Annotated in this window: 25 protein-coding genes; 16 read left to right on the top strand and 9 right to left on the bottom strand. The window is 62.6% G+C overall.

Annotated elements, in window-relative coordinates:
- Nucleotides 1-182: 182 nt before the first annotated feature.
- On the bottom strand, nucleotides 183-2,375 hold the full coding sequence (locus tag ASF84_RS06690; RefSeq protein WP_056836516.1) for a TonB-dependent receptor: 2,193 nt from the start codon (nucleotides 2,373-2,375) through the stop codon (nucleotides 183-185).
- Between the two features lie 202 nt (nucleotides 2,376-2,577).
- Here ASF84_RS06690 and ASF84_RS06695 point away from each other — a divergent pair, with 202 nt between their 5' ends.
- From ASF84_RS06695 to dmeF, 5 genes are all read left to right on the top strand, one after another.
- On the top strand, nucleotides 2,578-3,093 hold the full coding sequence (locus ASF84_RS06695; RefSeq protein ID WP_056836518.1) for a sigma-70 family RNA polymerase sigma factor: 516 nt from the start codon (nucleotides 2,578-2,580) through the stop codon (nucleotides 3,091-3,093).
- On the top strand, nucleotides 3,094-4,071 hold the full coding sequence (locus tag ASF84_RS06700) for a FecR domain-containing protein (RefSeq protein WP_056836520.1): 978 nt from the start codon (nucleotides 3,094-3,096) through the stop codon (nucleotides 4,069-4,071).
- Nucleotides 4,072-4,532: 461 nt separating this feature from the next.
- Entirely contained in the window at nucleotides 4,533-6,947 is a 2,415-nt protein-coding gene (locus ASF84_RS06705) for a TonB-dependent receptor (RefSeq protein WP_056836522.1), read from the top strand.
- Nucleotides 6,948-7,067: 120 nt separating this feature from the next.
- The gene (locus ASF84_RS06710; protein ID WP_056836524.1) at nucleotides 7,068-7,340 is read left to right on the top strand and encodes a metal/formaldehyde-sensitive transcriptional repressor; all 273 of its coding nucleotides are present in this window, start codon (nucleotides 7,068-7,070) and stop codon (nucleotides 7,338-7,340) included.
- A gap of 14 nt (nucleotides 7,341-7,354) precedes the next feature.
- Complete coding sequence (gene dmeF, locus ASF84_RS06715) at nucleotides 7,355-8,266, top strand: CDF family Co(II)/Ni(II) efflux transporter DmeF (protein ID WP_056836526.1); 912 nt, start codon at nucleotides 7,355-7,357, stop codon at nucleotides 8,264-8,266.
- Between the two features lie 30 nt (nucleotides 8,267-8,296).
- Here dmeF and ASF84_RS06720 read toward each other — a convergent pair whose 3' ends face one another.
- Nucleotides 8,297-8,611 carry a hypothetical protein gene (locus tag ASF84_RS06720; protein ID WP_056836528.1) on the bottom strand — a complete coding sequence of 105 codons (315 nt, stop codon included), beginning with the start codon at nucleotides 8,609-8,611 and terminating at the stop codon, nucleotides 8,297-8,299.
- 400 nt (nucleotides 8,612-9,011) lie between these two features.
- Between ASF84_RS06720 and cyoA the strand changes: the two genes are divergently transcribed.
- Genes cyoA through cyoD form a run of 4 tightly spaced genes read left to right on the top strand, consistent with a single transcriptional unit; the run spans nucleotide 9,012 to nucleotide 12,892 of the window.
- A complete protein-coding gene (gene cyoA, locus ASF84_RS06725) occupies nucleotides 9,012-9,959 on the top strand; it encodes a ubiquinol oxidase subunit II (RefSeq protein ID WP_056836530.1) in 948 nt (315 codons plus the stop codon).
- A 2-nt stretch (nucleotides 9,960-9,961) separates the two neighbouring features.
- Nucleotides 9,962-11,935, top strand: a complete 1,974-nt coding sequence (gene cyoB / locus ASF84_RS06730; protein ID WP_056836532.1) for a cytochrome o ubiquinol oxidase subunit I — start codon at nucleotides 9,962-9,964, stop codon at nucleotides 11,933-11,935.
- 2 nt (nucleotides 11,936-11,937) lie between these two features.
- On the top strand, nucleotides 11,938-12,552 hold the full coding sequence (gene cyoC / locus ASF84_RS06735; protein WP_056836534.1) for a cytochrome o ubiquinol oxidase subunit III: 615 nt from the start codon (nucleotides 11,938-11,940) through the stop codon (nucleotides 12,550-12,552).
- A gap of 1 nt (nucleotide 12,553) precedes the next feature.
- Nucleotides 12,554-12,892 (top strand): cytochrome o ubiquinol oxidase subunit IV, encoded by a 339-nt coding sequence (cyoD, locus tag ASF84_RS06740; RefSeq protein WP_056836535.1) that lies wholly within the window; start codon nucleotides 12,554-12,556, stop codon nucleotides 12,890-12,892.
- A 63-nt stretch (nucleotides 12,893-12,955) separates the two neighbouring features.
- Here cyoD and ASF84_RS06745 read toward each other — a convergent pair whose 3' ends face one another.
- From ASF84_RS06745 to ASF84_RS29450, 6 genes are all read right to left on the bottom strand, one after another.
- On the bottom strand, nucleotides 12,956-13,225 hold the full coding sequence (locus ASF84_RS06745) for a hypothetical protein (protein WP_056836537.1): 270 nt from the start codon (nucleotides 13,223-13,225) through the stop codon (nucleotides 12,956-12,958).
- 49 nt (nucleotides 13,226-13,274) lie between these two features.
- Complete coding sequence (locus tag ASF84_RS06750) at nucleotides 13,275-14,606, bottom strand: APC family permease (RefSeq protein ID WP_056836677.1); 1,332 nt, start codon at nucleotides 14,604-14,606, stop codon at nucleotides 13,275-13,277.
- Nucleotides 14,607-14,768: 162 nt separating this feature from the next.
- On the bottom strand, nucleotides 14,769-15,701 hold the full coding sequence (gene dsdC, locus ASF84_RS06755; protein WP_056836539.1) for a DNA-binding transcriptional regulator DsdC: 933 nt from the start codon (nucleotides 15,699-15,701) through the stop codon (nucleotides 14,769-14,771).
- Nucleotides 15,702-15,716: 15 nt separating this feature from the next.
- A complete protein-coding gene (locus ASF84_RS06760) occupies nucleotides 15,717-17,102 on the bottom strand; it encodes a D-serine ammonia-lyase (RefSeq protein ID WP_056836541.1) in 1,386 nt (461 codons plus the stop codon).
- Between the two features lie 44 nt (nucleotides 17,103-17,146).
- Nucleotides 17,147-18,490 (bottom strand): GntT/GntP/DsdX family permease, encoded by a 1,344-nt coding sequence (locus ASF84_RS06765; protein WP_056836544.1) that lies wholly within the window; start codon nucleotides 18,488-18,490, stop codon nucleotides 17,147-17,149.
- A 210-nt stretch (nucleotides 18,491-18,700) separates the two neighbouring features.
- Entirely contained in the window at nucleotides 18,701-18,853 is a 153-nt protein-coding gene (locus ASF84_RS29450; protein WP_164708410.1) for a hypothetical protein, read from the bottom strand.
- A gap of 227 nt (nucleotides 18,854-19,080) precedes the next feature.
- Between ASF84_RS29450 and ASF84_RS06770 the strand changes: the two genes are divergently transcribed.
- The 7 genes from ASF84_RS06770 to ASF84_RS06800 all read left to right on the top strand — a co-directional run bounded on the left by ASF84_RS06770 (nucleotide 19,081) and on the right by ASF84_RS06800 (nucleotide 25,654).
- On the top strand, nucleotides 19,081-20,025 hold the full coding sequence (locus ASF84_RS06770) for a PDR/VanB family oxidoreductase (RefSeq protein ID WP_056836546.1): 945 nt from the start codon (nucleotides 19,081-19,083) through the stop codon (nucleotides 20,023-20,025).
- Nucleotides 20,026-20,087: 62 nt separating this feature from the next.
- Nucleotides 20,088-21,419: an aromatic ring-hydroxylating dioxygenase subunit alpha gene (locus ASF84_RS06775; RefSeq protein WP_056836548.1), complete on the top strand. Its 1,332-nt coding sequence runs from the start codon at nucleotides 20,088-20,090 to the stop codon at nucleotides 21,417-21,419.
- Nucleotides 21,409-21,942 (top strand): aromatic-ring-hydroxylating dioxygenase subunit beta, encoded by a 534-nt coding sequence (locus ASF84_RS06780; protein ID WP_056836550.1) that lies wholly within the window; start codon nucleotides 21,409-21,411, stop codon nucleotides 21,940-21,942. The genes ASF84_RS06775 and ASF84_RS06780 overlap by 11 nt, the downstream gene beginning before the upstream one ends.
- Nucleotides 21,942-22,535: a cysteine hydrolase family protein gene (locus ASF84_RS06785; RefSeq protein ID WP_056836552.1), complete on the top strand. Its 594-nt coding sequence runs from the start codon at nucleotides 21,942-21,944 to the stop codon at nucleotides 22,533-22,535. Before ASF84_RS06780 ends, ASF84_RS06785 begins: the two co-directional genes overlap by 1 nt.
- Nucleotides 22,532-23,356 carry an SDR family oxidoreductase gene (locus ASF84_RS06790; protein WP_056836554.1) on the top strand — a complete coding sequence of 275 codons (825 nt, stop codon included), beginning with the start codon at nucleotides 22,532-22,534 and terminating at the stop codon, nucleotides 23,354-23,356. The genes ASF84_RS06785 and ASF84_RS06790 overlap by 4 nt, the downstream gene beginning before the upstream one ends.
- Before the next feature lie 38 nt (nucleotides 23,357-23,394).
- Entirely contained in the window at nucleotides 23,395-24,630 is a 1,236-nt protein-coding gene (locus ASF84_RS06795; protein WP_056836678.1) for a dienelactone hydrolase family protein, read from the top strand.
- A 253-nt stretch (nucleotides 24,631-24,883) separates the two neighbouring features.
- A complete protein-coding gene (locus tag ASF84_RS06800) occupies nucleotides 24,884-25,654 on the top strand; it encodes an SDR family NAD(P)-dependent oxidoreductase (RefSeq protein ID WP_056836556.1) in 771 nt (256 codons plus the stop codon).
- Between the two features lie 117 nt (nucleotides 25,655-25,771).
- On the opposite strand, the gene ASF84_RS06805 is transcribed toward ASF84_RS06800, so the two are convergent.
- Complete coding sequence (locus ASF84_RS06805) at nucleotides 25,772-26,383, bottom strand: hypothetical protein (protein WP_056836558.1); 612 nt, start codon at nucleotides 26,381-26,383, stop codon at nucleotides 25,772-25,774.
- Nucleotides 26,384-26,414: the final 31 nt, after the last annotated feature.

Raw genomic sequence — 26,414 nt, forward strand, 5'->3', positions numbered from 1 at the left:
GATGAAATGCCATGTTACATCGACATGATGCGTTTCAAAACATTCAAAAAGCGGTGAGCACGCCAATATTGATTGACGTGCCGGGCCTCTGATTACCAGAGCTGACTGTAATGACTCTCTGCACTCAAATGGCTTTCGTGCAGCAAAGCGATGCCCCTTGCCCGTTCATGGCCTGAGCGACCTCAGAAATCGACCGTCGCCGACACTTGCAACGTCCGAGGATACCCCGGCGAGAACGCCCCATACGACGCCACGCCCGACCAGTACTCACGATCAAAGACGTTCTGCACCGTGGCACGCAGGGTCGTCGGCCGGCCGTCGATACGGGTGGTGTAGCGCGCCCCCATGTCAAAGCGGGTCCAGGCGTCCAGTTGCTGGGTATTGGCCTGATTGATGTACTGGCGGTCGGTATAAATGGCGCCACCGGTCAGCGTGAAGCCCTCAAGCCCCGGTGCATCCCACTCGGCCCAGAGGTTGGCTTGCACATCCGGTACACCGACCGGCTTGTTGCCACGGTTGGCGGTGGTGGCCGAGTCGGTGAGCTTGCCGTCCAGCAACGTCACGCCGCCCATCAGGCGTGTGCCCGGCGCGACTTCGCCGAACAGGCTCAGCTCCAGCCCACGGTTGCGTTGTTCGGCCTGGACCGAGAACAGGTTGTCGGCGCCGACTTCGCCGCTGGGCTTCTCGATCTGGAACAGCGCCAGCGTGGTCATGAACGTGCCGTGCTCATACTTGACGCCCAGTTCATGCTGCTTCGACTCGTACGGGGCGAAGGTCTGGCCGGCATTGGCTGCGGTGCCGGGAGCGATGTCGCCCTTGCTCAGGCCTTCGACGTAGTTGTAGTACAGCGAGACGTCCTCCCAAGGCTTGACCACCACGCCGACCAGAGGCGTGGTGGCGCTGTCGCTGTAGGCCGAGCTGACAGGACCTGCGGCGCTGTAGTTGCGCGACTCGATGTCCTGGCGGCGCACGCCGAGGGTCAGTTGCACGCGTTCGTCAAGCATCGACAAGGTGTCGGTCACGGCAACGCCGGACAGCTCCGACTCGGAAATACGCAGCACCTTGGGCGTGGCAATGAAGGGCCTGGCGGTGTCGACGGGGTGGTAGATGTTCGAACGGATTTCACTGCCGTTGTTGATCCCCCGTGACAGTTCGTCCTGGTAGCGGGTCGCCATGACCGTGGTGGTATGGGTGACGGGGCCCGTGGCGAATACACCCCGCAGACCGACATCGGCGGTGGAGCGATCGACGTTGAATTTGTAATAGCCCGGCACGTTGCTGGTGTCGCCGGCCTCATTGAGGATTCTCGGCACCTGGTCAGACAGCCGCTTGACGTCAGAGCGTCCGCCACCGGCATGGGCAAACACGGTCACGCTGTCGCTCAGGTCATATTCGCCGCCCAGCAGGGCCGACTGCTCCCGGGTGTCCGACCAGCCCCAGCGCTGCGACAGGTTGGTGCGACCGTTCGGTGCGGACGGTACCTCCACGCCCGGCGCGAGGGTGAACGGCCGTGAAGCGGCGTCGACGCTTTCCTTCTGACTGATGTAATCAAGGTTAAGGCGCAGGCGCTCACCGCGATAATCCAGGGCAATGGCACCGATCCCGAGGTCGCGCTGCTGATCGTCAATGGCGGTATCGCCCCCTTGCAGGTTACCGTTGAAACGCACGCCAAACTGCTTCTCCTCACCGAACCGCCGGCTGAGGTCCAGATGACCGCCCATCTGCGAATCGGAGGCGTAAGTGCCGGTAAACCGGGTCAGGTCTTCGTCCAGCGGACGCTTGGGCACGACATTGATCACGCCACCGACGCCACTATTGGGCGAAATGCCGTACATCAGCGCGCCGGGCCCCTTGAGCACCTCGACCCGCTCGGCGTACTCGGTGAACACCCGGTAGTTCGGGGCCACGCCATACACGCCGTCGAACGCCAGTTCACCCAGGTTGCCCTCGCCAATGGGAAAACCACGAATGAAAAACGAATCGACGATGCCGCCGGTCTGGCCGGTGGAGCGCACCGAAGGGTCCCGTTGCAGCGCATCGGCCACCGTCACGGTCTGCAGGTCGGCCAGGGTCCTGGCGGTGTAGCTGGTGACACTGAAGGGCGTGTCCATCACATCCTTGTTGCCCAGCATGCCCAGCCGGGCACCCCGCGCAACCTGGCCACCGGCAAGGGTGTCGGGCAATGCGGTCGGCGTGTTGTAACGCGCCTTGATGTCGGTGGTGTCGAGGATCAGCACCTCGGTGCCGGCCTCGCCGGGAACAGGACCGGCCGCCCAGGTACTGGCGCTGCCTGTGGCCAGGACCAGGCTCGACAAGGCGGTATGAATGGCGAGCGTTAACGCGCGCTCGGCGCGGGGACGACTGACAACGGGCATGGCGGGAATCCTGTTCAAGAAGCGAAAATGCTAATCACTCCTATTGCCAGCCGACCAGCCAAAAAGTATCACCGTCCGTGAGGCTTTTTTACCCCTGCCGCGTTCTGGCGACTGTTGGCGCGCCGCCAATCGCCGCTTGCATCGCAGCCAGCTTCTACACTAGCATCAGGAACAATTCTCAATTGCATGAAATGCGGCCGCCATGAGCGAAACCCTTGCCCCCCATGACGACACTCACCTGCGCGTGATCGAAGCCCTGTACGCCGGCCATCACGGCTGGCTGTACGCAACGCTGAGAAAAAGGCTGGGCAATGCCATGGATGCGGCGGACCTGGCGCAGGACACCTTCACCCGCATCCTCGCCTCCCAGATCACCGTCATCAACCAGCCGCGGGCCTACCTGAGCTGCGTGGCCAAGGGCATCCTGATCAACTGGTACCAGCGCCAGGCCCTTGAGCAGGCCTATCTGGAAGCGCTCTCGCAGGTGCCGGCCCACGAGGTGCCTTCGCCGGAATGGCGTCTGATCGTGCTGGAAACCCTGCACGACATCGACGCCATGCTCGACACCCTGCCCCCCCTGGTCAAGCGTGCCTTCCTGCTGTCGCAGATCAGCGGCCTGAAGTACGACGACATCGCCACGCAACTGGGCGTATCGCTGATTACGGTCAAGCGCTACATGAAGCAAGCCTTCGTGCAGTGCCTGTTGCAGGTGGAGTGAGTGCTCACGCGTCGTCAGGAGCCGCATCTCGATCAACAGGCCATTGAAGAAGCCGCCGACTGGCTGATGCGCCTGAGTGAAGGCGAACTCGACGAAACCGAACGGGCCGAATGGGAGCACTGGAAAACCAGCACGCCCGCGCGTATCCGGGCCTGGGGCCGTGTACAGGCGCTGCAAAGCAAGCTTGGCGGCGTGCCGCCGTCGTTGGCGATGTCGGCCCTTGACCGTCCTGGCAGCCCTGCCCGGCGTGCCGCGCTGGGTAAGCTGGCGGCGCTGCTGGCCGTCGTGCCGGTCGGCTGGGGTGGCTGGAAACTAGCCGAGGTCCAGCAATGGTCGGCCGACCATCGCACCCTTGTTGGTCAGCAACGCGAGCTGACCCTGGCCGACGGCTCGACCGTGACCCTGAACACCGATACCGCCATCGATGTGCGATTCGATGCCCAGCAGCGGCTCATCCATCTGCGCGACGGCGAAATTCAGGTGCAGACCGCAGCGGACCCTGCACAACCGCCGCGACCGTTTCGGGTCGTGACCCGCCAGGGTCACCTGCAGGCGCTGGGCACGCGCTTTACCGTGCGGCAACTGCAGCCACGCACGCAACTGGTGGTGCTCGAAGGCGCTGTGCAGGTCGAACTGGCCGGGAACAGCCAGTCCGCGCCCTTGATCGTGCACGCAGGACAACGCAGCGATTTTTCATCGAGCGCCTTTGGCGAGCTGTCCCTGGCCGCGCCGCACAGTAGTGCCTGGACCCAAGGCATGCTGATGGCCGACAACCTGCGCCTGGACGATTTCATCGCTGAACTGACGCGCTATCACCGGGGCGTTCTGCGCCTGGACCCGGCGATTGCCGGGGTGCGCATTTCCGGTGCCTACCCGGTCATTGACACCCGACGCACGCTGAACATGCTGGTACGCACCTACCCGATCCGGGTCAGCGACCCGCTGCTGGGCATGTGGGTCACGCTCTCGCATGCCTGAGACAACGCAAAAACCTGCAGGAGATGGAACCGCCGCCAAGGCGGCGCGCAGCAAACACACGATCTGTAGGAGCCCACTAGACCCCAACAACCCTGTGTCACTGACACCGCGCCAAGGCGGCACGCTGTCGCGCATCAAACATGGACCCGGTAGGAGCGCGTTTACCGGAATGCGGGACCACCGCGACCGGCTGCGTAGCAGTCGTAAAATTGCAGCGTTTCACAGGTTTCTGCGAGCGCTTCGCACTCGGTCGCCGGCAAGCGGGCTCCTACAGAGGTGAATTTTATAGGCAAAAATCAATAAGTTATTTTGTGTTTGATGAGAGCGACCAACGGCCGCGAAAAGATCCATCGGCTGCGCGCATGCTTGACTGATCGAAATCAGCCGCACGGGTGATACTTTTTTCGCGCTCGGCTGGCTTTATGAACACGTACCCTTTCGTCCGGCCCACAGGTCCATTCATGCCCGCTGCAAGCGCCTTGCGCCCGGATCGTCACTTGCAACGCGCCTTGCATCGTTCAGCGCTGGGCCTTGCCCTGAGCGGCCTGTTCTGTCCGCAGGTCCTGGCCGTCGAGGCTGCGCCGCTGAATGCCACGGCGCTGCACACCTATCAGATTCCCGCAGGCCCGCTGGGCGCTACCCTGTCGCGCTTTGCCGTGGACGCCGGCATTGCCCTGTCGTTCCAGCCGGCGCTGACCGCCGGCCTGAACAGTCCCGCCGTGGTGGGCGAATACTCGGTGCAAGCGGCCATCAATCGGCTGCTGGAGGGCAGCGGCCTGGGCATGCTGTTACGCAGCGACGGCAGCTACACCCTGGTGCAGCGCCGGATCACGCTGGACGAAACGACCGTGACCTCTACCGGCAAGCGTGCCGACCCGTTGACAACGGAGTATGCCGGTGGGCAGGTCGCCACTGGCGCACGGCTGGGTGTGCTGGGCAATACCGATGTGATGGACGCGCCCTTCAGCGTCAGCACCTGGACCTCGGCGCTGGTCAGGGATCAACAGGCGGTCACCGTCGGCGACCTGCTGGAGCGCGACGCCTCGGTGCGCTCCACCGGCCAGAAAGGCGGGATTGTCGACTCGTTCTTCATCCGTGGCTTTCCGGTCGCCGAAGGCAACCTCGGTGAGCTGGCGTTCGACGGCGTGTATGGCGTCGCGCCGAACTACCGGGTGTTCACCGACTACGCCGAACGCATCGAGCTGCTCAAGGGCCCGGGCGCCCTGCTCTATGGTATGTCGCCCAACAGTGCCGTCGGTGGCGTCATCAACGTGGTGCCCAAGCGTGCCCTGGAGCAGGACCTGACCCGCCTTGTCGCCCGTTACACACAGGATGCCCAGTTCGGCGGCCACCTTGATGTCAGCCGACGCCTGGGCGAGGAGCGCCGCTTCGGCGTGCGCCTTAACGCCAGCACCCAGCAAGGCGACACGGCGATCGAAAACCAGGCGCGGGACATCGACATCGGCGCCATTGCGCTCGACTATCAGGGCGAACGCCTGCGCGCCAGCCTGGACTGGCTCAGCCAGCAAGAACGCATTGATGCTGCTTCAAGGCCGTTCCTGATCGCCCCGGGCCTCGATATTCCGGCGGCGGCCAACGGCCGTGTCAACGTCAGCCAGGCCTGGGGCTGGTCGCGCACCCGTGATCAATCGGCCCTGTTCACCGGCGAATACGACCTGAGCGACACCCTGATACTGTTCGCTCACGCCGGTGGCGGCACCTCGGCAGTTGCACGGCTGTCCGACCAGACCCCCACGATCATCAATGCCGCCGGCGACACGTCCTCGATACCGGGCCACTACCGGTTCGAGGTCGAGCGCCATACCGTCGATGCCGGTTTACGCCTGCGCCTGGACACCGGGCCGGTCAGCCACCGGACAACCTTGCAAGTCAGTCGTTATCGCGACGAACTGTCACGCGGGATCGTGACCGGCGCGCCGGTTCTGTCGAATATTGACCACCCGATCGAACGCGCCAGGCCTTGGCTCCAGAGGCCAGGCACCCCGAAAGTGTCCGCAAGCGAACTGACCGGCGTGGCCCTGGCCGACACGCTGTCGGTGCTGGATGAACGCCTGCAGGTAACCCTCGGCGTGCGCCAGCAGCGTATCGAGTCTTATAACTACGACGCCAACGGCCGATTGACCTCGCCCCATGACGACGGCAGAACGACGCCGCTGTTCGGCCTGCTGCTCAAACCCTGGGACCAGGTATCGCTCTACTACAACTACATCCAGGGCCTGAGCAAGGGCGATATCGCGCCCTCCGCCGCCACCAACGCCGGGGAAATCTTCGCGCCTTATCTCTCTCGCCAGCATGAACTCGGGATCAAGGCCGACTACGGCTCCTTCACCACCAGCGTGGCGCTGTTTCAGATCACCAAACCCAGTGGCGAGCTGGCCTCGGGGATGTTCTCGGTTCAGGGTGAACAGCGCAATCGCGGCCTGGAGCTGAATGTGTTCGGTGAAATAGCCCCCGGCATGCGCCTGCTGGGGGGCGTGACGCTGCTCGATGCCGAGCTGACGCGTACCGCAACGCCCGCCAATCGCGGCCATGCACCAGTAGGCGTACCGCATATCCAGGCCAATCTCTGGGCTGAATGGGACACTTCATGGATCGAGGGCCTGACCCTGAGCGGCGGTGCAATCCATACCGGCAGCCAGTACGTGGACCAGGCCAACACCCAGCAGTTGGCGGCCTGGACCCGGCTTGATGTAGGCGCACGCTACACCCTGCGCCTGGCTGAACGACCGACCACGTTTCGCGTCATGGTACAGAACGTGATGGACCAGGCGTACTGGTCGGGTGTGGCCTCGTACGGCGCGTTTTCGCAGGGCGCGCCGCGCAGCGTATCAGTGTCGGCGACAGTCGACTTCTGAACAGCCATGACGGATACCTGCCATGGGTGCATCCGATGGTTTCCACCGTCTATAAATATTCATTGCATAGGTATAGGGGGTATACCTATGATGCAACCCTGAAACGTACAGGGAAACGTCATGGGTCACATCGCCGCCAACAAAGACGCGCTGCTCAAGCGGGTCAAACGCATCACCGGGCAATTGCAGGCAGTCGAGCGCGCCCTGGAGTCGGATCTCGATTGCGCCAAAACCCTGCACTTGGTGGCTGCCACACGTGGCGCCATCAACGGCTTGATGGAAGAAATCATCGAGGACCACGCCAGGGAGCATGTTGCCAATCCGGCGCTGAGCGAAGAGGAACGCAACCGGGGCGTCGAGGAACTGCTCGAAGCCATTCGCCGTTACTCCTGATAAGGAATGCCCGGATGAACCGCCCTTACGTCCATGATCACGTCTATCTCGGCGCCGCGCACGACGAAAACGCCAGGCGCACCTTATGGGTGGTGGCGCTCACTCTGGTGATGATGGTCGGTGAAATCACCGCCGGCTACCTCACCGGCTCCATGGCGTTGCTTGCCGATGGCTTTCATATGGCGACCCATGCCGGCGCCCTGGGCATTGCCGCGCTGGCCTACCGCTATGCAAGGCGTCATGCCACCAGCCCGCGCTACAGCTTCGGCACCGGTAAGGTCGGTGACCTGGGCGGATTTGCTTCGGCCCTGATTCTGGGCATGGTTGCCTTGGGGATCGCGGGCGAATCGCTGATGCGGTTGCTGAATCCTGCCGAGGTTCAATTCGGCACCGCGACCCTCGTGGCGATTGTGGGTCTGGTGGTCAATATCGTCAGTGCCCTGCTGCTGGGGCACGGGCACTCTCATGAACATGAACATGAACATGAACATCATCATGCCCCTCACGCCAGCGACAACAACCTCAAGGCGGCCTATGTGCATGTCCTCGCCGATACCCTCACCTCGCTGCTGGCCATCGTTGCCCTGCTCGCCGGCCGCTACCTGGGCTGGGTATGGCTGGACCCGCTCATGGGGCTGGTCGGCGCCCTCGTCATCGCGCGCTGGGCCTGGGGCCTGATGCGCGAGACGGCCAGTGTCCTGCTGGACCAGACCGACGCACAGGTCGCCGAGGAAATCCGTGCTCGGGTTGAACAACCCGGCGATGCAACCATCACCGACCTGCATGTCTGGCGCATCGGGCCGCAAGCGCATGCGGCCATCGTCAGCGTCATGGGCAACCCCGGCGCATCGGCCGAAGATATTCGTCAGCGCCTTACGCCGGTGCACGAAGTCAGTCACCTGACGGTCGAGTTTCACTCGGCATAAACAACCTGCAGTTGTCTGGCCGACGCGCCGTCAATCGTCGCCATGCAGGTGCGCATCGGCGCACGGTAACCGCCCCGACTCACCACCGGCGATGCGCTCGGCCTGATCGATGCCGCGCTTGAGCGCGCACTCGACATTCCATTCGCTGCCGGGCAACGTCATGATCCGCTCGACCACAGGCTGTCCGCCGTCGCCATAGACGCCCAGGAATACCTGGATGTCGCCCCCTTCCACTTCCCTGGCCCGCACTTCGATATGGCAGCCGTTTTCCGCTTCCTGCTCGAAGCATTCATCGGCCTGATCCTGTTCGACCCAAGTGTTATACGCCTTGCCACGAACAAACATGATGCACTCCTTATACGGGTATTTCCGACAATGACCTGCCCTTGGCGTGAATGATTCCATCCTTCGGCCAGCCGGTCTGCGCACGGCCTGTTATTACCACTCGTTAGTTCCGCTTCGCTTGTTTAACCGTTCGTCAGCCTGCGTAACAAATCATTGCACCAACACTGAGAGCCTTATTCAAAAACCCTCGAGACAGCGGCGAACTTACCTGGCAATTACTTTAAGCCCACGGCCTCAACAGGTGGCAAGTAAGCGAGACGGCACCGTCTCGTCAGGGTGCAGTCATCGTCCAACAAGCGAAGCAACTTCGCTTCGCTGAAAAACAAGCGAAGCGACCATTGCCGCCGCACTAACGCGTTGTACAGGTGCGTCGTCGTCTCGCGTTCTACACGGATCAGTCATGACACAGGAGCCTGTAATTAAGCGAACTTACGTACCTCACCTGGCGTACCTTGCTGCCAGTTTCCTATTAACGGGCTGCAACCTGATTGTCTTCAATCCCAAGGGTGATGTGGCCAGGGATGAGCGGGACCTGATTATCCTGGCCACCGGCCTGATGCTGCTGGTGGTCGTCCCGGTGATCGTGATGACGTTCCTGTTCGCCTATCGTTACCGGGCCACCAACAAGAAGGCCCGCTACACGCCGCGCTGGGCCAGTTCGCACAAGATCGAAGCGGTGGTCTGGGGCGTGCCGTTCCTGATCATCTGCGTGCTGGGCTGGGTGACCTGGCACACCACTCACGCTCTGGATCCGTACCGACCACTGGATTCGGACGTTGACCACATCAATGTGCAAGTGGTGGCCATCGACTGGAAATGGTTGTTTATCTACCCCGACCTGGGCATTGCCTCGGTCAATGAACTGGCTCTGCCGGTCAATACGCCAGTGAGTTTTACCGTCACCTCCGATGCGGCCATGACGTCGTTCTTTATTCCGGCCCTGGGCGGGCAGATTTATGCCATGGCCGGCATGCAGACCAAACTTCATTTGATTGCAAACGAAACCGGCGAGTTTCGCGGCATTGCCGCCAACTACAACGGCCACGGTTTCTCCGACATGAACTTCTCGACACTTTCATTGAGCCCAGACGATTACCAGGCCTGGATCGAAAAGGTGAAATCCGTTCCCCGCCCTCTGGACAATACCGCTTATGCCACGCTGGCCAAGCCCACTGTAAAACACGACGTTACTTACTACTCACCTGTTCAGGAGCGCCTGTTCCTGGACATCGTCGACACGTACGAAGGCATGAACAAAGCCCGGGGTGGGACGCGCGACCAGGTTCAAACGCCTGCGCCGCAACCGCGCACTGATGCGCAAAAAGATTTGATGGCCGAGGAGCGTTGATCATGTTTGGAAAACTGTCCTGGGACGCTATCCCGACCAGCGAACCCATTGTCATGTACACCCTGGCGGTGGTGGGCCTGATGGGGGTGGCGCTGGTGGGCTCGATCACCTGGAAACGCCAGTGGGGATATATCTGGCGCGAGTGGTTCACCACGGTGGACCACAAGAAGATCGGCTGCATGTACATCATCGTGGCACTGGTCATGCTGCTGCGCGGCTTCTCCGACGCGATCATGATGCGCACCCAGCAAGCGATGGCGGCCAGTGGCGGGCCGGGCTACCTGCCGCCGGAACACTACGACCAGATTTTCACCGCCCACGGCGTGATCATGATCTTCTTCATGGCCATGCCCTTTGTCGTGGGCCTGATGAACATCATCGTGCCACTGCAGATCGGCGCCCGGGATGTGGCCTACCCGTTTCTCAATGCCTTGAGCTTCTGGCTATTCGTGGTCGGCGCGGCCCTGGTCAATATTTCTTTGGGCGTGGGCGAGTTCGCCCGCACCGGCTGGGTGGCGTACCCGCCGTTATCGGGCCTTGCCTACAGTCCGGGGGTGGGGGTCGACTATTACATCTGGTCGTTGCAGATCTCCGGGATCGGCACGTTGCTGACGGGCCTGAACTTCTTCGTGACCATCCTGAAGATGCGCACCACCGGCATGACGCTGTTCAAGATGCCCGTGTTCACCTGGAACGCCCTGTGCACCTCGATCCTGATCCTGGCCTCGTTTCCGATCCTGACCGCGACCCTGTTCATGCTCTCGCTGGACCGCTACCTGGGCATGCACTTCTTCACCAACGAGGCCGGCGGCAACCCGATGATGTACGTCAACCTGATCTGGGCCTGGGGACACCCGGAGGTGTACATCCTGATCCTGCCGGCGTTCGGCATTTTCTCGGAGATCGCTGCCACATTCAGCAGCAAACGCCTGTTTGGCTATGTCTCGCTGGTCTGGGCCACGATTGCGATCACTATCCTGTCGTTCATTGTCTGGCTGCACCACTTCTTCACCATGGGCGCGGGGGCCAACGTCAATGCCTTCTTCGGCATCATGACGATGATCATCGCCGTGCCGACCGGGGTGAAGATCTTCACCTGGCTGTTCACCATGTACCGCGGGCGGGTGCGCTTCGAAACACCGATGCTGTGGACGCTGGGCTTTATCGTCACGTTCAGCATCGGCGGCATGACCGGCGTGCTGCTGGCGGTGCCGGGGGCCGACTTCCTGCTGCACAACAGCCTGTTCCTGATCGCGCACTTCCATAACGTCATCATTGGCGGCGCGGTCTTCGGCTACATGGCCGGGCTGACCTACTGGTTTCCCAAGGCCTTCGGTTTCCGGCTCAACGACCGGCTGGGGCGGATTGCCTTCTGGTGCTGGCTGACCGGGTTCTATTTCGCCTTCATGCCGTCCTATGTCCTGGGCTTCATGGGCATGACCCGCCGGCTCAATCACTTTGACGTTCCCGAGTGGCGTCCCTGGCTGCTGCTGGAGCTGGTAGGCGTGGGCATCATCCTGTGCGGGGTGGCCACCCAGGCGCTGCAGCTCTACATCAGCATCCGTAACCGCCACCAATACCGCGACCTGACCGGCGATCCATGGGACGGGCGCACGCTGGAGTGGGCCACCACCTCACCGCCACCGTTCTACAACTTTGCCGAGCAGCCCAAGGTCGATGACCTGGACGCCTACTGGGGCATGAAGGAGCGCGGGGTCAGCACCCTCAGCCACACCGACTACCGCAGCATTCACATGCCGCGCAACACCGCGTCGGGCATGGTGATCAGCGTCTTCGCCCTGATCTGCAGCTTCGCTCTGGTATGGCACATCTGGTGGATGGCGATCTTCGGCCTGGTGGCGTCCATCGTTGCCGTGATCGTGCGCAGCTATGACCAGGACACCGACTACTTCGTCCCGACCGAAGAAGTGGCACGCATTGAAAAAGCACGTCTCAAAGACCTGGCGGAGGCCTGACCATGTCCAATCTCGTGATGGAAAAAGACATCGCCCACAACCATGAACAGGGTCATGAGGACGCAGGGTCCATGAGCGTGTTCGGCTTCTGGGTCTACCTGATGACCGACTGCATCCTGTTCGCCACCCTGTTTGCCGGCTATGCGGTGCTGCGCGACAGCGTGGCCGGCGGGCCCTCGACCATCGATATCTTCGAGCTGCCCTACGTGCTGGCCGAGACCATGCTGCTGCTGTTGAGCAGCATTACCTACGGCTACGCCATGCTGGCGATGAACCACGGATCCAAGGCAGGCGTGTTGCGCTGGCTGGGGGTGACGTTCCTGCTGGGGTGCGGCTTTATCGTCATGGAGATCAATGAATTCCATCATCTGATCGTCGAGGGCTACGGCCCGGACCGCAGCGCCTTCCTGACCGCATTCTTTACCCTGGTCGGCACCCACGGTGCCCACGTATTCACCGGGCTGATCTGGATGCTCGTGGTGATGGCGCAGGTCAAGCAGCGCGGGCTGACCAGCACCAATGCCACCCGGCTCAGTTGCCTGAGCCTGTTCTGGCATTTCCTCGATGTCGTCTGGATCTGCGTATTTACCGTCGTTTACCTGTTGGGAGTGGCATGACATGTACAGACAAAGTCCGGTTCACAGCAGCGCTGGCAGCCGTCATGGCAGCCGCCGCTCGTACCACGTCGGGTTCATCCTGTCGGTGCTCCTGACCCTTATCCCCTTCGCCCTGGTCATGTACCCGGCGCTGCCACGCAACGTGACCGTGTGGGTGGTGGTCGCGTTCGGCGCGGTGCAGATCTTTGCCCACCTGAAGTTCTTCCTGCATCTGGACACGGCCTCGGAGCAGCGCTGGAACCTGATTGCGCTGGTGTTTACCGTGGTGATCATTGCGTTGCTGGTGGGGCTGTCGCTGTGGATCATGAACAGCATTCACCACAACATGCTGGCGCACTGAAACCTTGAAGCAAGGTCTTTGATGCCGGGCTGCCCGTGAGGTGCCCGGCATCTTTTTTTGCGCTCAGGGCAGGGTCGGCAAGTGCAGCGAACTGATCTTGAGGCAGTCACGCTGGTTGCGCGCCAGCCTCTCGGTCGTGAAGGCATATGCCTGATCGGCCGCGGTCTTGAGCAACTGCCAGTCCTCCTGGCTGATCCACTCACGCGTGCGCAATTCATTGGCGCGTGCAATCAGGGTGTTGTGATAGTCCTCGGGAAATTCCAGACGATAGACGTCGTCTTCAAGCAGCAGGCGCCAGGCCTTGAGTTCCATTTCAAGATCGGTTTCGCTCATGGGGCAACTCTCCTCCAGGTCAATGATTTCAGTCTGATCGCCCCTGCCCTCAATCGGCTTTGGCCAGGGGTGTCGCCATCCGGTTGCAGGCATACAGCACGGCGCCCAGCAGCATCAGCCCACCCCCGCGCAGCCAGGTATCGAGGCTTTGCTGGCTGAGCAACACCAGGCACGACACGATCGCCAGCACCGGCACCCACGTCGGCACGCGAAAATGCGCCTCGCCCACCGGGTCGCGGCGCAGCACCAGCACCGCCAGGTTGGTGCTGAGAAACACGAACAGCAACAGCAGCACCACGGTTTCGGCCAGGGCTGCCAGCGTGCCGGTCTGGGTCAGGACAATGGCCACCAGGGTTGTGGCGACGATTGCCACCCAGGGCGTGCGGCGCTTGGCCAGCACGTTTGCCAAAGGCTGCGGCAACAGGCCCAGACAGGCCATGCCATAGGTCAGCCGGCTGGCCATGATCATGGTCAGCAGCGCGCCATTGGCCACCGCCACCAGAGCAATGAAGGCAAACACCCTGGGCGGGATGTCCAGGCCCGACGCCTTGACCACCTCAAGCAGCGGTGCCGAAGTCGCCACCAGTTGCTCCATGGGCAGCACCGCCGAGGCCGCCACGCCCACCGCCATATAGACGATACCCGCCGCCACCAGCGCCGCGAACAAGGCACGCGGGTAAACCTTACGTACATCCCGGATTTCCTCGGCCAGGTTGGCCGAGGTCTCAAAGCCGACAAACGAGTAGAACGCCAGCAACGCTGCGCCCAATACGGCCAGCATCGGATTGACGCCCGGCTTGAACTCGACCGCGCGGGCAAGATTGGCCTCGCCCGACCGCAAGAACCAGGCCGCCGCGACCACTACCAACAGCAGGCCGGACACCTCGATCACGGTCATGACCATGTTGGCGCCCAGCGACTCCTTGATGCCGCGCGCATTGAGCAGCGCGATCACCATCAGGAATACCATCGCCGCCAGCGGCGCCGGCACGTCGACGAACGCCGCCAGGTAATCACCGGCAAAGGCCAGGGACAGCCCCGCTGCACTGGTCACGGCCGCCGCCAGCATGCAAAAGCCCACCAGAAAGGAAATCAAGGGCGACTTGAAGGCTTTTTCGGCAAACACAGAAGCCGCCCCGGCATGGGGGTACTTGGTGACCAACTCGGCGTAGGACCCTGCGGTGAGCATGGCGAAGAACAGCGCCACCAGCAGTGGCACCCAGATGGCACCGCCCACCTCGCCGGCGATGGTGCCGGCCAGCGCATACACGCCGGCACCGAGCACATCCCCCAGGATGAACAGGAACAACATCGGGCCGGTGATGGCGCGGCGCAAGGACGGTCCGGTAAGTGTGGCGCGATGTTCGGCTGGCTGGGTCATGGGCGGCTCTGGCGACAGGTTGCAGTGAGCAGGCATCGGGCAAATGCCTGAAGACTGCGCGATTCTTCTGTAATGGAAGAATTTTGCACCGCCAAAGTTCATTCGTTTTGCCAGTCGAACGTATGGAACGCCCCCGGCATGGTGGGCTGTACACGCAGTCTTTCAGTTGTCGGCCTGCTCGATGAGCCAGTCGATCAGGACCTGCAGTCTTTTGGGCATGGCTTCATGCGCCGGATGGACGAGGTAATAGCCATAGTTCATCACCCCTTGGAATCCACCGAACGGCAGCACCAGTTCGCCATCCTGCACGCGCTTGCGCACCAACTGTTCACGCCCCATGGCCACGCCGGCCTGGTTGATGGCCGCCAGCGTGCTCAGATCGGAACGGTCAAAGGTCATGAAGCGCTCGGGCAGTTCGAGGTTCTGGCCGGCGGCCTGCAGCCAGAGGCGCCATTCGGTATCGAACGCAATGTTGTCCCAGGCCGCGACATCGTGCAGCACCGTGCAGTGCGACAGCCGGGCGGGCTGGCCTGTCAGGTCATGGGCCCTGGCGTAGTCCGGGCTGCACACCGGGGCGATCCGCTCCGGCATGAGCCGCCGACTGCGCAAGCCCGGATGCTCGCCGTTCGAATAGCACAGGGCAAGGTCAATGCGCCGGGTCCGGTAATCCACCGGCTCATTGCCCACGCGCACATCCAGTTGAATACCCGGATAGCGGGCCATGAAGTCGCCCAGTCGAGGCACCAGCCAGCACTGCGCGATCGACGGCCGGGCATACAGGCACAATTGCCCTTGCAGTTGGGCGTGGGCACGCTCCTGCACCGCTTCAGACAATGTGTCCATCGTGAGTTGCATGGCCTGGAAAATACGTTCGCCATCGTCAGTCAATTCGACCTTTCTGGCCAGGCGATGGAACAGCTTGAGCTTCAGTTCATCCTCCAGCCGGGCCATGCGATGGCTGACGGCACTGGCGGTCAGGCACAACTCGTCGGCGGCCCGCGTGAAACTGAGATGACGGGCGGCGACCAGAAACGTGTGCAAATTAGCCAGATGGGTGCCGCCCAGCTTTGGCGGCCTGGGCCCGGATGCGGTCATCGTCTTGCTCCTTTTCTAATCAGCGGCAGTGTCCGGGCTGGAGGTTGCCAGATCATGGGCCGCTTGCAAGGCCTGGCCCCTGGCCAGGTAAATGGCAAACTCGGTGGCTGGCACCATGCTGCCACCGGTGCCCCAGATCAGGTGCGTGGCATTGTTCAGATGCGCTGCCGACAGGCCAAGGCGCTGCAAATACGCCGTATCGCCCAGAACGCGGGTGTAACCCGGAGCCCCTGCCAATGCCGAGGGCTCCAGTCTGACCTGCTCAAGTTCATGGGCCAGAAACACCAGGCGATACAATTCTTCATCGTTCACGGTGCAGTAACCGTCGACAAGCCGTTGCATCGCCCGCCCCACAAAGCCCGACGGACGCCCCACCGCCAGGCCGTCAGCGGCGGTGACGTTATCGATGCCAAATGCCTGCACATTCACCTGATCGTGCAGCCCGGTATGCACGCCCAACAGCATGCAGGGCGAATGGGTCGGCTCGGCAAAGATACAATGCACCGCATCGCCAAAGACCAGCTTCAAGCCGAAGGCAACACCGCCTGGCCCGCCTCCCACGCCACAGGGCAAATACACAAACAACGGGTGGTCGGCATCGACGATCACCCCAGCGTGCTTGAACTGTATCACCAGCCGTTCGGCAGCCACCGCATAGCCCAGAAACAGATGGGGCGAGTTCTCGTCGTCGACGAAGTAGCACGCCGGATCGTCCCGGGCTTGCAGACGCCCCTGCTCGACCGCGACGCTGTAGTCGGACGCGTATTCCACCACGGTCACACCGCAGGCTCGCAGCTTGTCCTTTTTCCATTGCCGGGCATCGGATGACATATGCACGGTGGCCTGAAAGCCCAGCATGGCGCTCATGATGCCGATGGACAGGCCCAGATTGCCTGTGGAGCCGACGGCAATCTTGTAGTGGCTGAAGAACGCGCGCGCCAGATCACCGGACAGCACCTCGTAATTATCCTCCAGAGTGATCAATCCGGCCTCTACAGCCAGGTCCTCAGCGTGCTTGAGTACTTCGTGAATGCCACCGCGGGCCTTGATCGAGCCCGACACCGGCAGTTCGCTATCCTTCTTCAGCCATAGCGCGCCAGCGGCCGGCAGGTCCGCCTCTTGTGCCAGCCGTTGCTGCAGGTGCGGCAGCGGCTGGATACCCGACTCGATGATGCCGTGCAGGGCCGCCGTGTCGGGAAACACCAGCGCCAGGTAAGGCGCGAAGCGGCGCAGGCGCTCGCTGGCGTCCCTGACGTCTGCACGGGTCAGACCGACATCCGCCAGGGCGACAGCCGCCGGCGCAATCGCCGGGTTGAACCAGGTAACTTGCTCAAGCGCGACGAGTTGTTTGATAAGCGGGTGACGTGTGCACCATTCGTCCAGCGATTTGCCATGAATCATGAGGCCGCCTTATGGTTTTCCAGTATGAAGAGGCGCAGCGACCATCAGATCATCTGCGAGAGTGCCAGCGTGAACAACAGCGCGGTAAACGAAGCCAGTACCGTGGCCCCGGTGAAATGCCTGAGCGCCTCTGACAACGAAAGCCCCAGGTACTCCTTGACCACCCAGAAGGCAGAGTCGGTCACGTGCGTCCAGCCAATGGCGCCGGCGCCAATGGCAATGACCAGGATCTCGGGACTGTACTCGGGGCGCAGCGCCATGACCGGCAGTACCATGCCGGCCGTGCTGATCATGGCCACCGTGGCAGAGCCGACGGCAAAGTGCATGAGGCTGGCGATCAGCCACGCCAGAATGATCGGGTTGATCGGCGATTGTCCCAGCACATCGGCCAGTGTCTTGCCGATGCCGCTGCCGACCAGCATGTCATTGAATGCACCGCCGGCACCGATGACCAGCAGGATACCGGCCAGGGGCGGAAAGCACCGGTTGGTCAGGCTGAGCAAATCGCTCATGCTCAAGCCACGGCGCAGGCCCAGCGACCAGTAGCCGAAGCAGATCGACAGGGCCAGCGCAACCAGCGGGTTGCCAATGAAGGCGATCCACTCAAGAGCCATCGAACCCTGGGCAAAAAAGGGCACCGCCAGGGTTTTACCTACCATCAGCACCAGGGGTAACAGGATGGTCGCCATCGCGATGCCGAAACCTGGCGCCTGCTGCTTGTGCTGGACTGCCTCAGTGCGCGCCGCCAGAAATGATGCCTGGCTTGCAGGCGCCTCACGGCAGCAGGTGAACTTAACCCACAAGGGGCCGGCAATCATTGCCGTGGGCAGGCCGACGATCAGCCCGTAGAGAATCACCTTGCCGATATCGGCCCCGAGCATGCCGGTAATGGCGGTGGCCGCCGGGTGCGGCGGCAGGATGCAGTGCACCACCATCAGCGAGGTCGCCAACGGCACCCCAAGGTACAGCAGGTTCAGCCCGGTCTGACGGGCGACCACATAGATCAAGGGGATCAGCAGCACGAAACCCACCTCGAAAAATACCGGGATGCCGGCAATAAAGCCCACCAGCATCATGGCCCAGGCGGCATTTTTCTCACCCATCCGTTGCAAGAGTGTGGTGGCGATGCGCTTGGCACCGCCGGACTCCTCAAGCAGTTTGCCCAGGATGCTGCCCAGGCCGATGATGCCGGCCAGAAAGCCCAGCGTACTGCCCACGCCCTTCTCGAACGCCGAAAGGATGGCGGTCGGCGTCATGCCCGTGCCGATCCCGACCAGCAGACTGGCCGCCAGCAACGCCAGGAACGGATGAATGCGCCATTTACTGATCAAGACCACGATCAGCAGAATTGAGGCGCCAAGAATCAACAAGGAGGACGTCGGGGTCATGGCTGGGGCGGCTCCATCGCAGCTCGCATCGGGTGCGAGTGGTTGTGGTTGTTTGCGATGGATTGGACGTCAGGCCGGGGGCGGGTACAAACGATGGTTCGTCAGTTCATGGATGATCTGTGCTCATCAATCATAAAGGATGCTCATGCCTCGGACGTCGTTGCCGTGGCTCGCGTGCAGTGCGCCGTGCACGCAAGCCATAGGCACGGCCTATTTATCGGGTTTCGCCCCGTCCTTCTGCTGCATCTGCACCGATGACTGGCTGCCGTCGGTGTTGTTCTTGGTTTCGTTGCCGGAATTGTCGAAACAGCCCTGCAGCAGCACGGCGCAGCACAGGCTCAGGAACAGTGATGACGCTTTCATCGAGGCACCTCCTCTGAATCACTCGATAGACAAAGACCGAAGGCGGTCAGGAAGGTGGACGCACAAGAGGGCTGACAGTTCGCTGTTTCAGACCGGCTGATCCGGCCTGTGCATTTACGCAAGATACGGCTATCGATTTGCCGGTATCGGCTTTTTTGCATCCCTGGCTGCTCCGTACAGTAGGCACGACTTCAACGGCGACCCGCCGCCCCACTCAGGAATCGTGCATGTCCAGCCTGTCTCTGCGCATCGAGCGGATCGAGCCGCTTACCGCCACCGTCCGCCGTCTGATTCTGGTCGATGCCGCCGGGCACCCTCTTCCGGCCTTCACGCCGGGTGCACACATCGAGGTGCAGATTCCGGGTGACAAGCCGCTGTGGCGCGCCTATTCGCTGGTCAATCTGCCCGATGGCCGGCACTACGAAATCGCGGTGCAACTGGAAGACCGCAGCAGTGGCGGTTCGCGCTGGATTCATGGCGTCGAAGCCGGCCAGCCGGTCACCGTGCGGGCACCGAAAAACCATTTTCCGCTGCACGAACAGGCCCAGGACTGCCTGCTGATTGCCGGCGGCATCGGCATCACCCCCATCCTGGGCATGGCCCGCGCCCTGTCGAGCCACAACCGGCCTTTTACCCTGCACTACGCCGGCCGTGAACCGGCCCGCATGGCGTACCTCGACGAAGTGCGGGCGCTGGGCACCGCGCAGTGCTGGATCAGCGGCGGCGACCCGGCGCGGCGCCTGCCATTGGCCACGCTGCTGGACGCACCTGCACACGGGCGCCATCTCTATGTCTGCGGCCCCAAGGCGCTGATCACCAGCGTCTTGCAGGCCGCCCGCGAGGCCGGCTGGGACGATGAGCAGGTGCACAGCGAGCTGTTTATCGGCGCACTGGAGGCCGAGGCTGAAACCGGCTTCGAGGTGGAGTTGCGCGCCAGCGGCGTGACCTTGCAGGTGCCGGCCGGCACGACCGTGCTGGACGCCATGATCGCCGCCGACCTGGACCCGATGTTCGACTGCCGGCGTGGTGACTGCGGGGTGTGCGTGGCGCAGGTGCTCGAAGGCGAAGTGGAACATCGCGACATCTGCCTGTCCGCCCGTGAACGGGCCGATGGCAGTTTCTGCACCTGTGTGTCGCGTGCCAGCAGCACCCGGCTGGTGCTCGATTTGTAACCTGACTTGTGGGGTGTGGGCCTGTCCCGCATCTGTGTATGGCCGTTAGATAAGGAACCCTCATGATTCCCAGCAACGAACAGATTGCGGCCCTGGTCCGCGACGACAGCGTGCACAAGAGCGTGTACACCGACCCTCAGCTTTTCGAACTGGAAATGCAGCGCATCTATGGCCAGGCGTGGATCTACGTCGGTCACGAAAGCCAGGTCAAGAACCCGGGCGACTACCACACCACGCGCATCGGCGATCAGGATGTGATCCTGGTGCGCGGCGCCGACAAAGGCGTCAACGTGCTCTACAACCGCTGCCCGCACAAGGGCGCCAAGCTGGTGGCCGAAGGCGACGGCAACGTCGGCAAGTTCTTCCGCTGCCCGTATCACGCCTGGACTTTCAAGCTCGACGGCCAGCACCTCTCGGCCCCGCTCAAGAACGGTTTCGAGGGCACCTGCTTCAACCCGAAACACCCGGATTTCTCCATGGTCAGCCTGGCGCGGGTCGACAGCTACCGCGGCTTCGTGTTTGCCAGCCAGATCGACCACGGCCCGGACCTCAAGGCGTTTCTCGGCGGCGTGATCACCTCCATCGACAACCTGTGCGACCGCTCGCCGGTGGGTGAAGTGGAAGTGGCCGGCGGCGTGTTCAAGGTCATGCAGCGCTCCAACTGGAAGGTGTTCTACGAAAACCTGCATGACACCATGCATGCCCGCGTCACCCATGAATCCTCGGTCGATGCCGCCCGCGACGAAGCGCAGGCACTGGGCGAAATGCCTTTTGAACTGCTGATCATGGACGGCAATGGCGAGCCCTACGACTTCTGGGAAAAGCTCGAACTGCGCGCCTACCACAACGGCCACGGCTACATGGAGGCGATCTTCGACCCGGCGGCAGCCGAGCGCGATGAGGTCTCGCGCGCGCATTTCGAGTGCCTGACCCAGGCGTACGGCGAAGAGCGCGCCCGCGCCATCATGGGCATGAACCGCCACAACACCGTGATCTACGGCAGCGGCTCGCCGCACACCGTGTTCATGCAGTTCCGGGTCATCCGCCCTATCGCGGTGGACCGCACCCTGGTCGAGATCCAGACGTTTCGCTGCAAGGGTGCGCCGGATGCGGTGTTCGACCGGGCCCTGACCTACGCCAACGTCATCAACTCGCCCTCCTCCAACGTCATGCCCGATGACGTGGAAGTCTATGCCCGCTGCCAGGAAGGCAACATGACCCGCGGCGGCGAGTGGATCAGCATGCACCGCTACGCCGGCACCGATCAGACGCTGCCCGATGGCGCGGTATCGACCAACGGCACCAGCGAGCTGCCGATGCGCAATCAGTTCGCGGCCTGGAAGCACTACATGAGCGCCACCGTGATCGCCAAGGAGAGCACCCATGCTGCTTGATCGCACCTTTGATGTCTCGACCCACGACCTGACCCCGGCCCAGGTGCCGACCGACACCCTGCGCCAGCTTGAACAGTTCCTGTACCAGGAAGCCCGGCTGCTTGATGAGCGCCGCTTCTGGGAATGGGACCGGTTGTTCACCGACACCGGCATGTACTGGGTGCCGCAACAGCACGGCCAGGCCGATCCGTTCGAGCATATTTCGCTGTTCTGGGAAAACCGTATGCTGCGCGAGGTGCGCATCCGCCGGGTCGAGAACGTACGCAACTGGTCACAGCAACCGGTGACCCGCACCGCGCACCTGGTCGGCAACGTAATGGTAGAAGGGCTCGACCGCCAGGGGCTGCTGGTGGTCAGCGCGACCTTTCAGGTCAGCGAATGGCGCCTCGACCAGCGCCAGCTGGCCGGGCGCTACACCTGGAAGCTGGCCACCCAGGATGATGGCCAGTGGAAGATCCAGCTCAAGCGCGTCGACCTGATCAACTGCAACGACGTGTTCGCCAACCTTGAGGTGTTCGTCTGATGCGCCGCCCGACGGTGATCGCCCTGCACTACCAGAACGACGTGCTGCACCCGGACGGGCGCATCCGTGTGGGTCTGGCGGCCGACGACCCGGCGCGCACAGCGGTGATCGCCAGCGCCGTGGCCTTGCAGCAGGGCGCCCGCGCACGCGGCTGGCCGATCATCCATGTGCGCGTGGCCTACCGCCCCGACTACGCCGACCTGGTACAGAACGCACCGATCCTGCGCGCCGTGGCCGCCAGCGGCGCGGTGCAGGACGGCACCTGGGGCGCGCAGTTCCACGACGCCTTGCAGCCGCAGCCCGGCCCGCTGGAGTTTGTTGTCACCCATACGCGCATCAATGCGTTCTACGGCACGCCGCTGGAAACCCTGCTGCGCCAGCTGGAAGCGCGGCACCTGCTGATTGCCGGCGTCGCCACCCATTCGGTGGTGGAAAGCACGGTGCGCCATGCAGTCGATTGCGGCTTCGAGGTCACCGTGGTGGCCGATGCCTGCGCCGCCGCGCAACCGGCCACGCACCTGGCCAGCCTGGAGTGCATGCGCCTGATTGCCACAATCAGCGATGTGCCCGGCCTTCTGGAGAATGATCTATGACTTCAATTCCTTCGGCTTGCCTGCAAGGCCAGGTGGCCATCGTCACCGGCAGCACCCAAGGCCTGGGCACCGACATTGCCCGCCAGTTGCTGCAGGCCGGAGCCCGCGTGATGCTGGTCGGCCGCAGCCACGACACCGGCACCGCGCTGGCTCATGAGCTGGGCGAGCACTGCCGGTTCGTGGCCTGTGATGTCGAGCAGGACGACGATATCGAGCGCTGCATCACAGCCACCCTCAGCGCCTTCGGCCGGCTCGACATCCTGGTCAACAACGCTTGCATCTATGAAGACCAGGGCCTGCTGTCGGACCGCGCCCAGTGGCTGCGCACGCTGAACGTCAACCTGGTGTCGGCGGCGATCTTCGTACAGAAAGCCACGCCGCACATGAGCCAGGGCGGCACCGTGATCAATATCGGCAGCACCGGTGGCAAGTTCGGCGCTGCCGGCCGTGCCCTGTATCCGGCCTCCAAGGCCGCCATGCTGCAATTGACCCGCAACCTGGCCGTGACGCTGGCGCCGACCGGCATCCGCGTGGTAAGCGTGTCGCCGGCCTGGACCTGGTCACCGACGGTCGCCGGCCTCAGCGGCGGTGACATCGCCGTAGCAGACCGCGTCGGCGCGGCCTTCCATCCGCTGGGCCGGGTCGGGCGCGGCGAGGAAATCGGCCAGGTGGTGGCCTTCCTGTGCAGCAGCGGCGCGTCATGGATCACCGGTGTCGACATTCCGGTGGACGGCGGCTTTTCGATCCTGGGGCCTGACCAGGGCCTGTCGCCGCGTGTATGGTTCGAGCGCCTGCGCGACAGCGTCCAGGCCGCGACTTGATGCTTAACCTGATGAATAACGATAACGAGGAGCACGACATGGGCAAGATGATCACCGTTCAAGCCAGCGACGGCAGCGGCAGCTTCGCCGGTTACCTGGCCGTTCCCGCCAGCGGCAAGGGTCCCGGCGTCGTCATCGGCCAGGAAATCTTCGGCATCAACGCCAACATGCGCCAGGTGGCCGACTTCTATGCCGAGGAAGGCTATGTCGCGCTGGTCCCGGACCTGTTCTGGCGCCTGGAGCCGGGCATCGAACTGGGGTACACCGAAGCCGACTTCGCCCGCGCCATCGATCTGTTCCAGCGCATGGACGTCGACAAAGCGGTTCAGGACATCGCGACCAGTTTCGACGCCTTGCGCGGCTTGCCTGAGGTCGAAGGCAGCGGTCTTGGCTACGTGGGCTTCTGCATGGGTGGCAAGCTGGCCTACCTGACCGCCACGCGCACCAACGCGGCCTGCAGCGTAGGCTACTACGGCATGGGCATCGAGCAGATGCTCGATGAGGCCAACAGCATCGAGGGCCGCCTGGTGCTGCACTTTGCCGAACAGGACAGCTACTGCGACGCCAATGCCCGCGCCGCCATCAGCGAGCGCCTGGCCGGGCGCGCCAAGGTCGAGATCTACACCTACCCAGGCGTGGACCATGCCTTTGCCCGCCAGGGCGGCATGCACTACGACAAGCCCGCCGCGCTGATGGCTCATCAGCGCAGCATCGCCGCCCTCAAGCAGGAGATCGGCCCGCACTTCAACCTGTCCGACCTGTGGGAAAAACACATCGAATACGAATTTGCCGCACGCGACGTGCCCGCGACCATGGCCACCATGGTGGCCGAACCCTACGTCAATCACATCCCGACCATGACCGGTGGCGTGGGCTATCGCGAACTGAGCCGCTTCTACCAGCACCACTTCGTCCACGGCAACCCGCCCGACATGAAGCTGGTGCCGATCTCGCGCACCGTCGGCGCGTCACAGATCGTCGATGAATTCGTGATGTGCTTTACCCACACCAGCGAAATCGACTGGATGCTGCCCAACGTGGCGCCCACCGGCAAGTATGTGGAAATCCCGATGCTGGGCGTGATCAAGTTCCGCGGCGACAAGCTGTGCCATGAGCACATCTACTGGGACCAGGCCAGCGTACTGGTGCAGATCGGCCTGCTCGACCCGACCGGCCTGCCGGTGGCCGGCGCTGAAACCGCGAAAAAGCTGCTGGACGAGCAACTGCCGTCCAACACCCTGATGGGCCGCTGGTCGAGCAGTGAGTCGCTGTAAGCGTCAGGACTGACACCCGACGTGTGGGAGGGGGCTCTGCTGCGTCTGTTCCATAGCCATCGCCGGCAAGCCGCCTCCCACAGTCTGATCTGGCTGAAATCCAAGGGTGTCGTTAATCCTGTGGGAGGCTGCTCTGCAGGCGATGAGGCCGGCAGGGGCGATACATAGGCGGCGCTTGTCAATTAGCCACCTGAACGCCATGCCTGGTGGCGAAGTCATAAACCTACTTCAACCATGCTCCTCAAGGTGCCTTATGCGTCTGATACCCGAACTGAACAGCGAGGCTCACGTGCTGATAGCCGGCGCCAGCCGCGGCATCGGCCTTGCACTGTGCGCAGCGTTGCTGGCCCGCGATGATGTGGCTCAGGTATGGGCGGTGGCGCGACAAGCCAGCACCTCCGCAGGGCTGGCAACGCTGGCAGAGCAGTATGGCCAACGCCTCAAGCGAGTCGACTGTGACGCGCGCGATGAGCAAGCCCTTGCTGCGCTGGTGAGCGAGACGCTTGCAGGATGCGAGCACCTGCACCTGGTCATCAGCGCGCTTGGCATTCTTCATCAAGACGGCGCAAAAGCAGAAAAGGGCCTGGCGCAACTGACGCTTGCCAGCCTGCAAGCGAGCTTTGCGACCAACACCTTTGCGCCCATCCTGCTGCTTAAACACCTGCTGCCGTTATTACGCAAACAACCGTCTACTTTCGCGGCGCTGTCGGCGAGGGTCGGCTCTATTGGCGACAACCGATTGGGTGGCTGGTACAGCTACCGCGCCAGCAAAGCGGCACTCAACCAGTTGCTGCACACGGCCAGCATCGAATTGAAACGCCTGAACCAGGCCTCTACGGTGCTGGCCATACACCCTGGCACGACTGACACCGAGTTGTCTCAGCCCTTCCAGGCAAACGTGCCTGAGGGACAACTGTTCGAACCGGCTTTCTCGGCGCAACGCATCATTGAGGTGATAGGCGCGCACGGACCGGCTGACAGCGGGACGTTCTGGGCCTGGGACGACAAACCCATTGTCTGGTGACCCACTCTACGTGACTGCCTGCCCGGTTCCTCTTGGACCGGCTGTTTTCAACGGGTTTCGATGAAAAAGCCCTACTCGCCCAACCGCCCGCCGCTGCGCACGCAACTACCCGCGTGCCTACTCCACAAGCGTAGGTGTGTCCCCGGCATCCAGGCAGACCGTCAATTGCTGGCCTTGCTTGTTGACGGCGCAATCAGGCAGTGCTTGCTGCTTCAGGACCGCCAGTGGTATGGATACAAAAAATCCACTCAGTGCGGTCGCAACCACTATTTTTCCGAACAGTTTCAACCCGGAAAGTGAGGCTTTCTTGTTCGCCGTTTTGGCTCTTGTACAGGCATACAAACCGCTGGCGAGGATCGCTGCACCGATCAGCATGGCAACCGTGATGTCGGACTGTACCGGGCTGAAAATCAGATTACCGTTGGCATCGTCCGGGTAGTTCAGTTGCCACCAGCCGCCGATGCAGAGTGGCATAAGCCCGGCGGCCATCCAGGCGAAGATCGACCCCGACAGCCGCAGCAAGATGGCCACTATCAAGCCGATCATGGCAACGCCCCAGCCAATAAGATAGAGTTGGGTGCCCATGGCGCCGCCGAACAGGGTGCCGCTGACCTCCCTGGGTGTCAGCAGGGCCCAATTGAAAAACGCGATGTGCGCAAGCACAACACATACGGTCATCCAGCTCACCGGATAGTAAAGCCATAGCCATCGGCTGTTGGAGGGAAGCATTGTCTTACTCGTGCAGTGGCAGGAAAGTGTG

It is taken from the genome of Pseudomonas sp. Leaf127 (assembly GCF_001423155.1).
Lineage (GTDB): Bacteria > Pseudomonadota > Gammaproteobacteria > Pseudomonadales > Pseudomonadaceae > Aquipseudomonas > Aquipseudomonas ovata.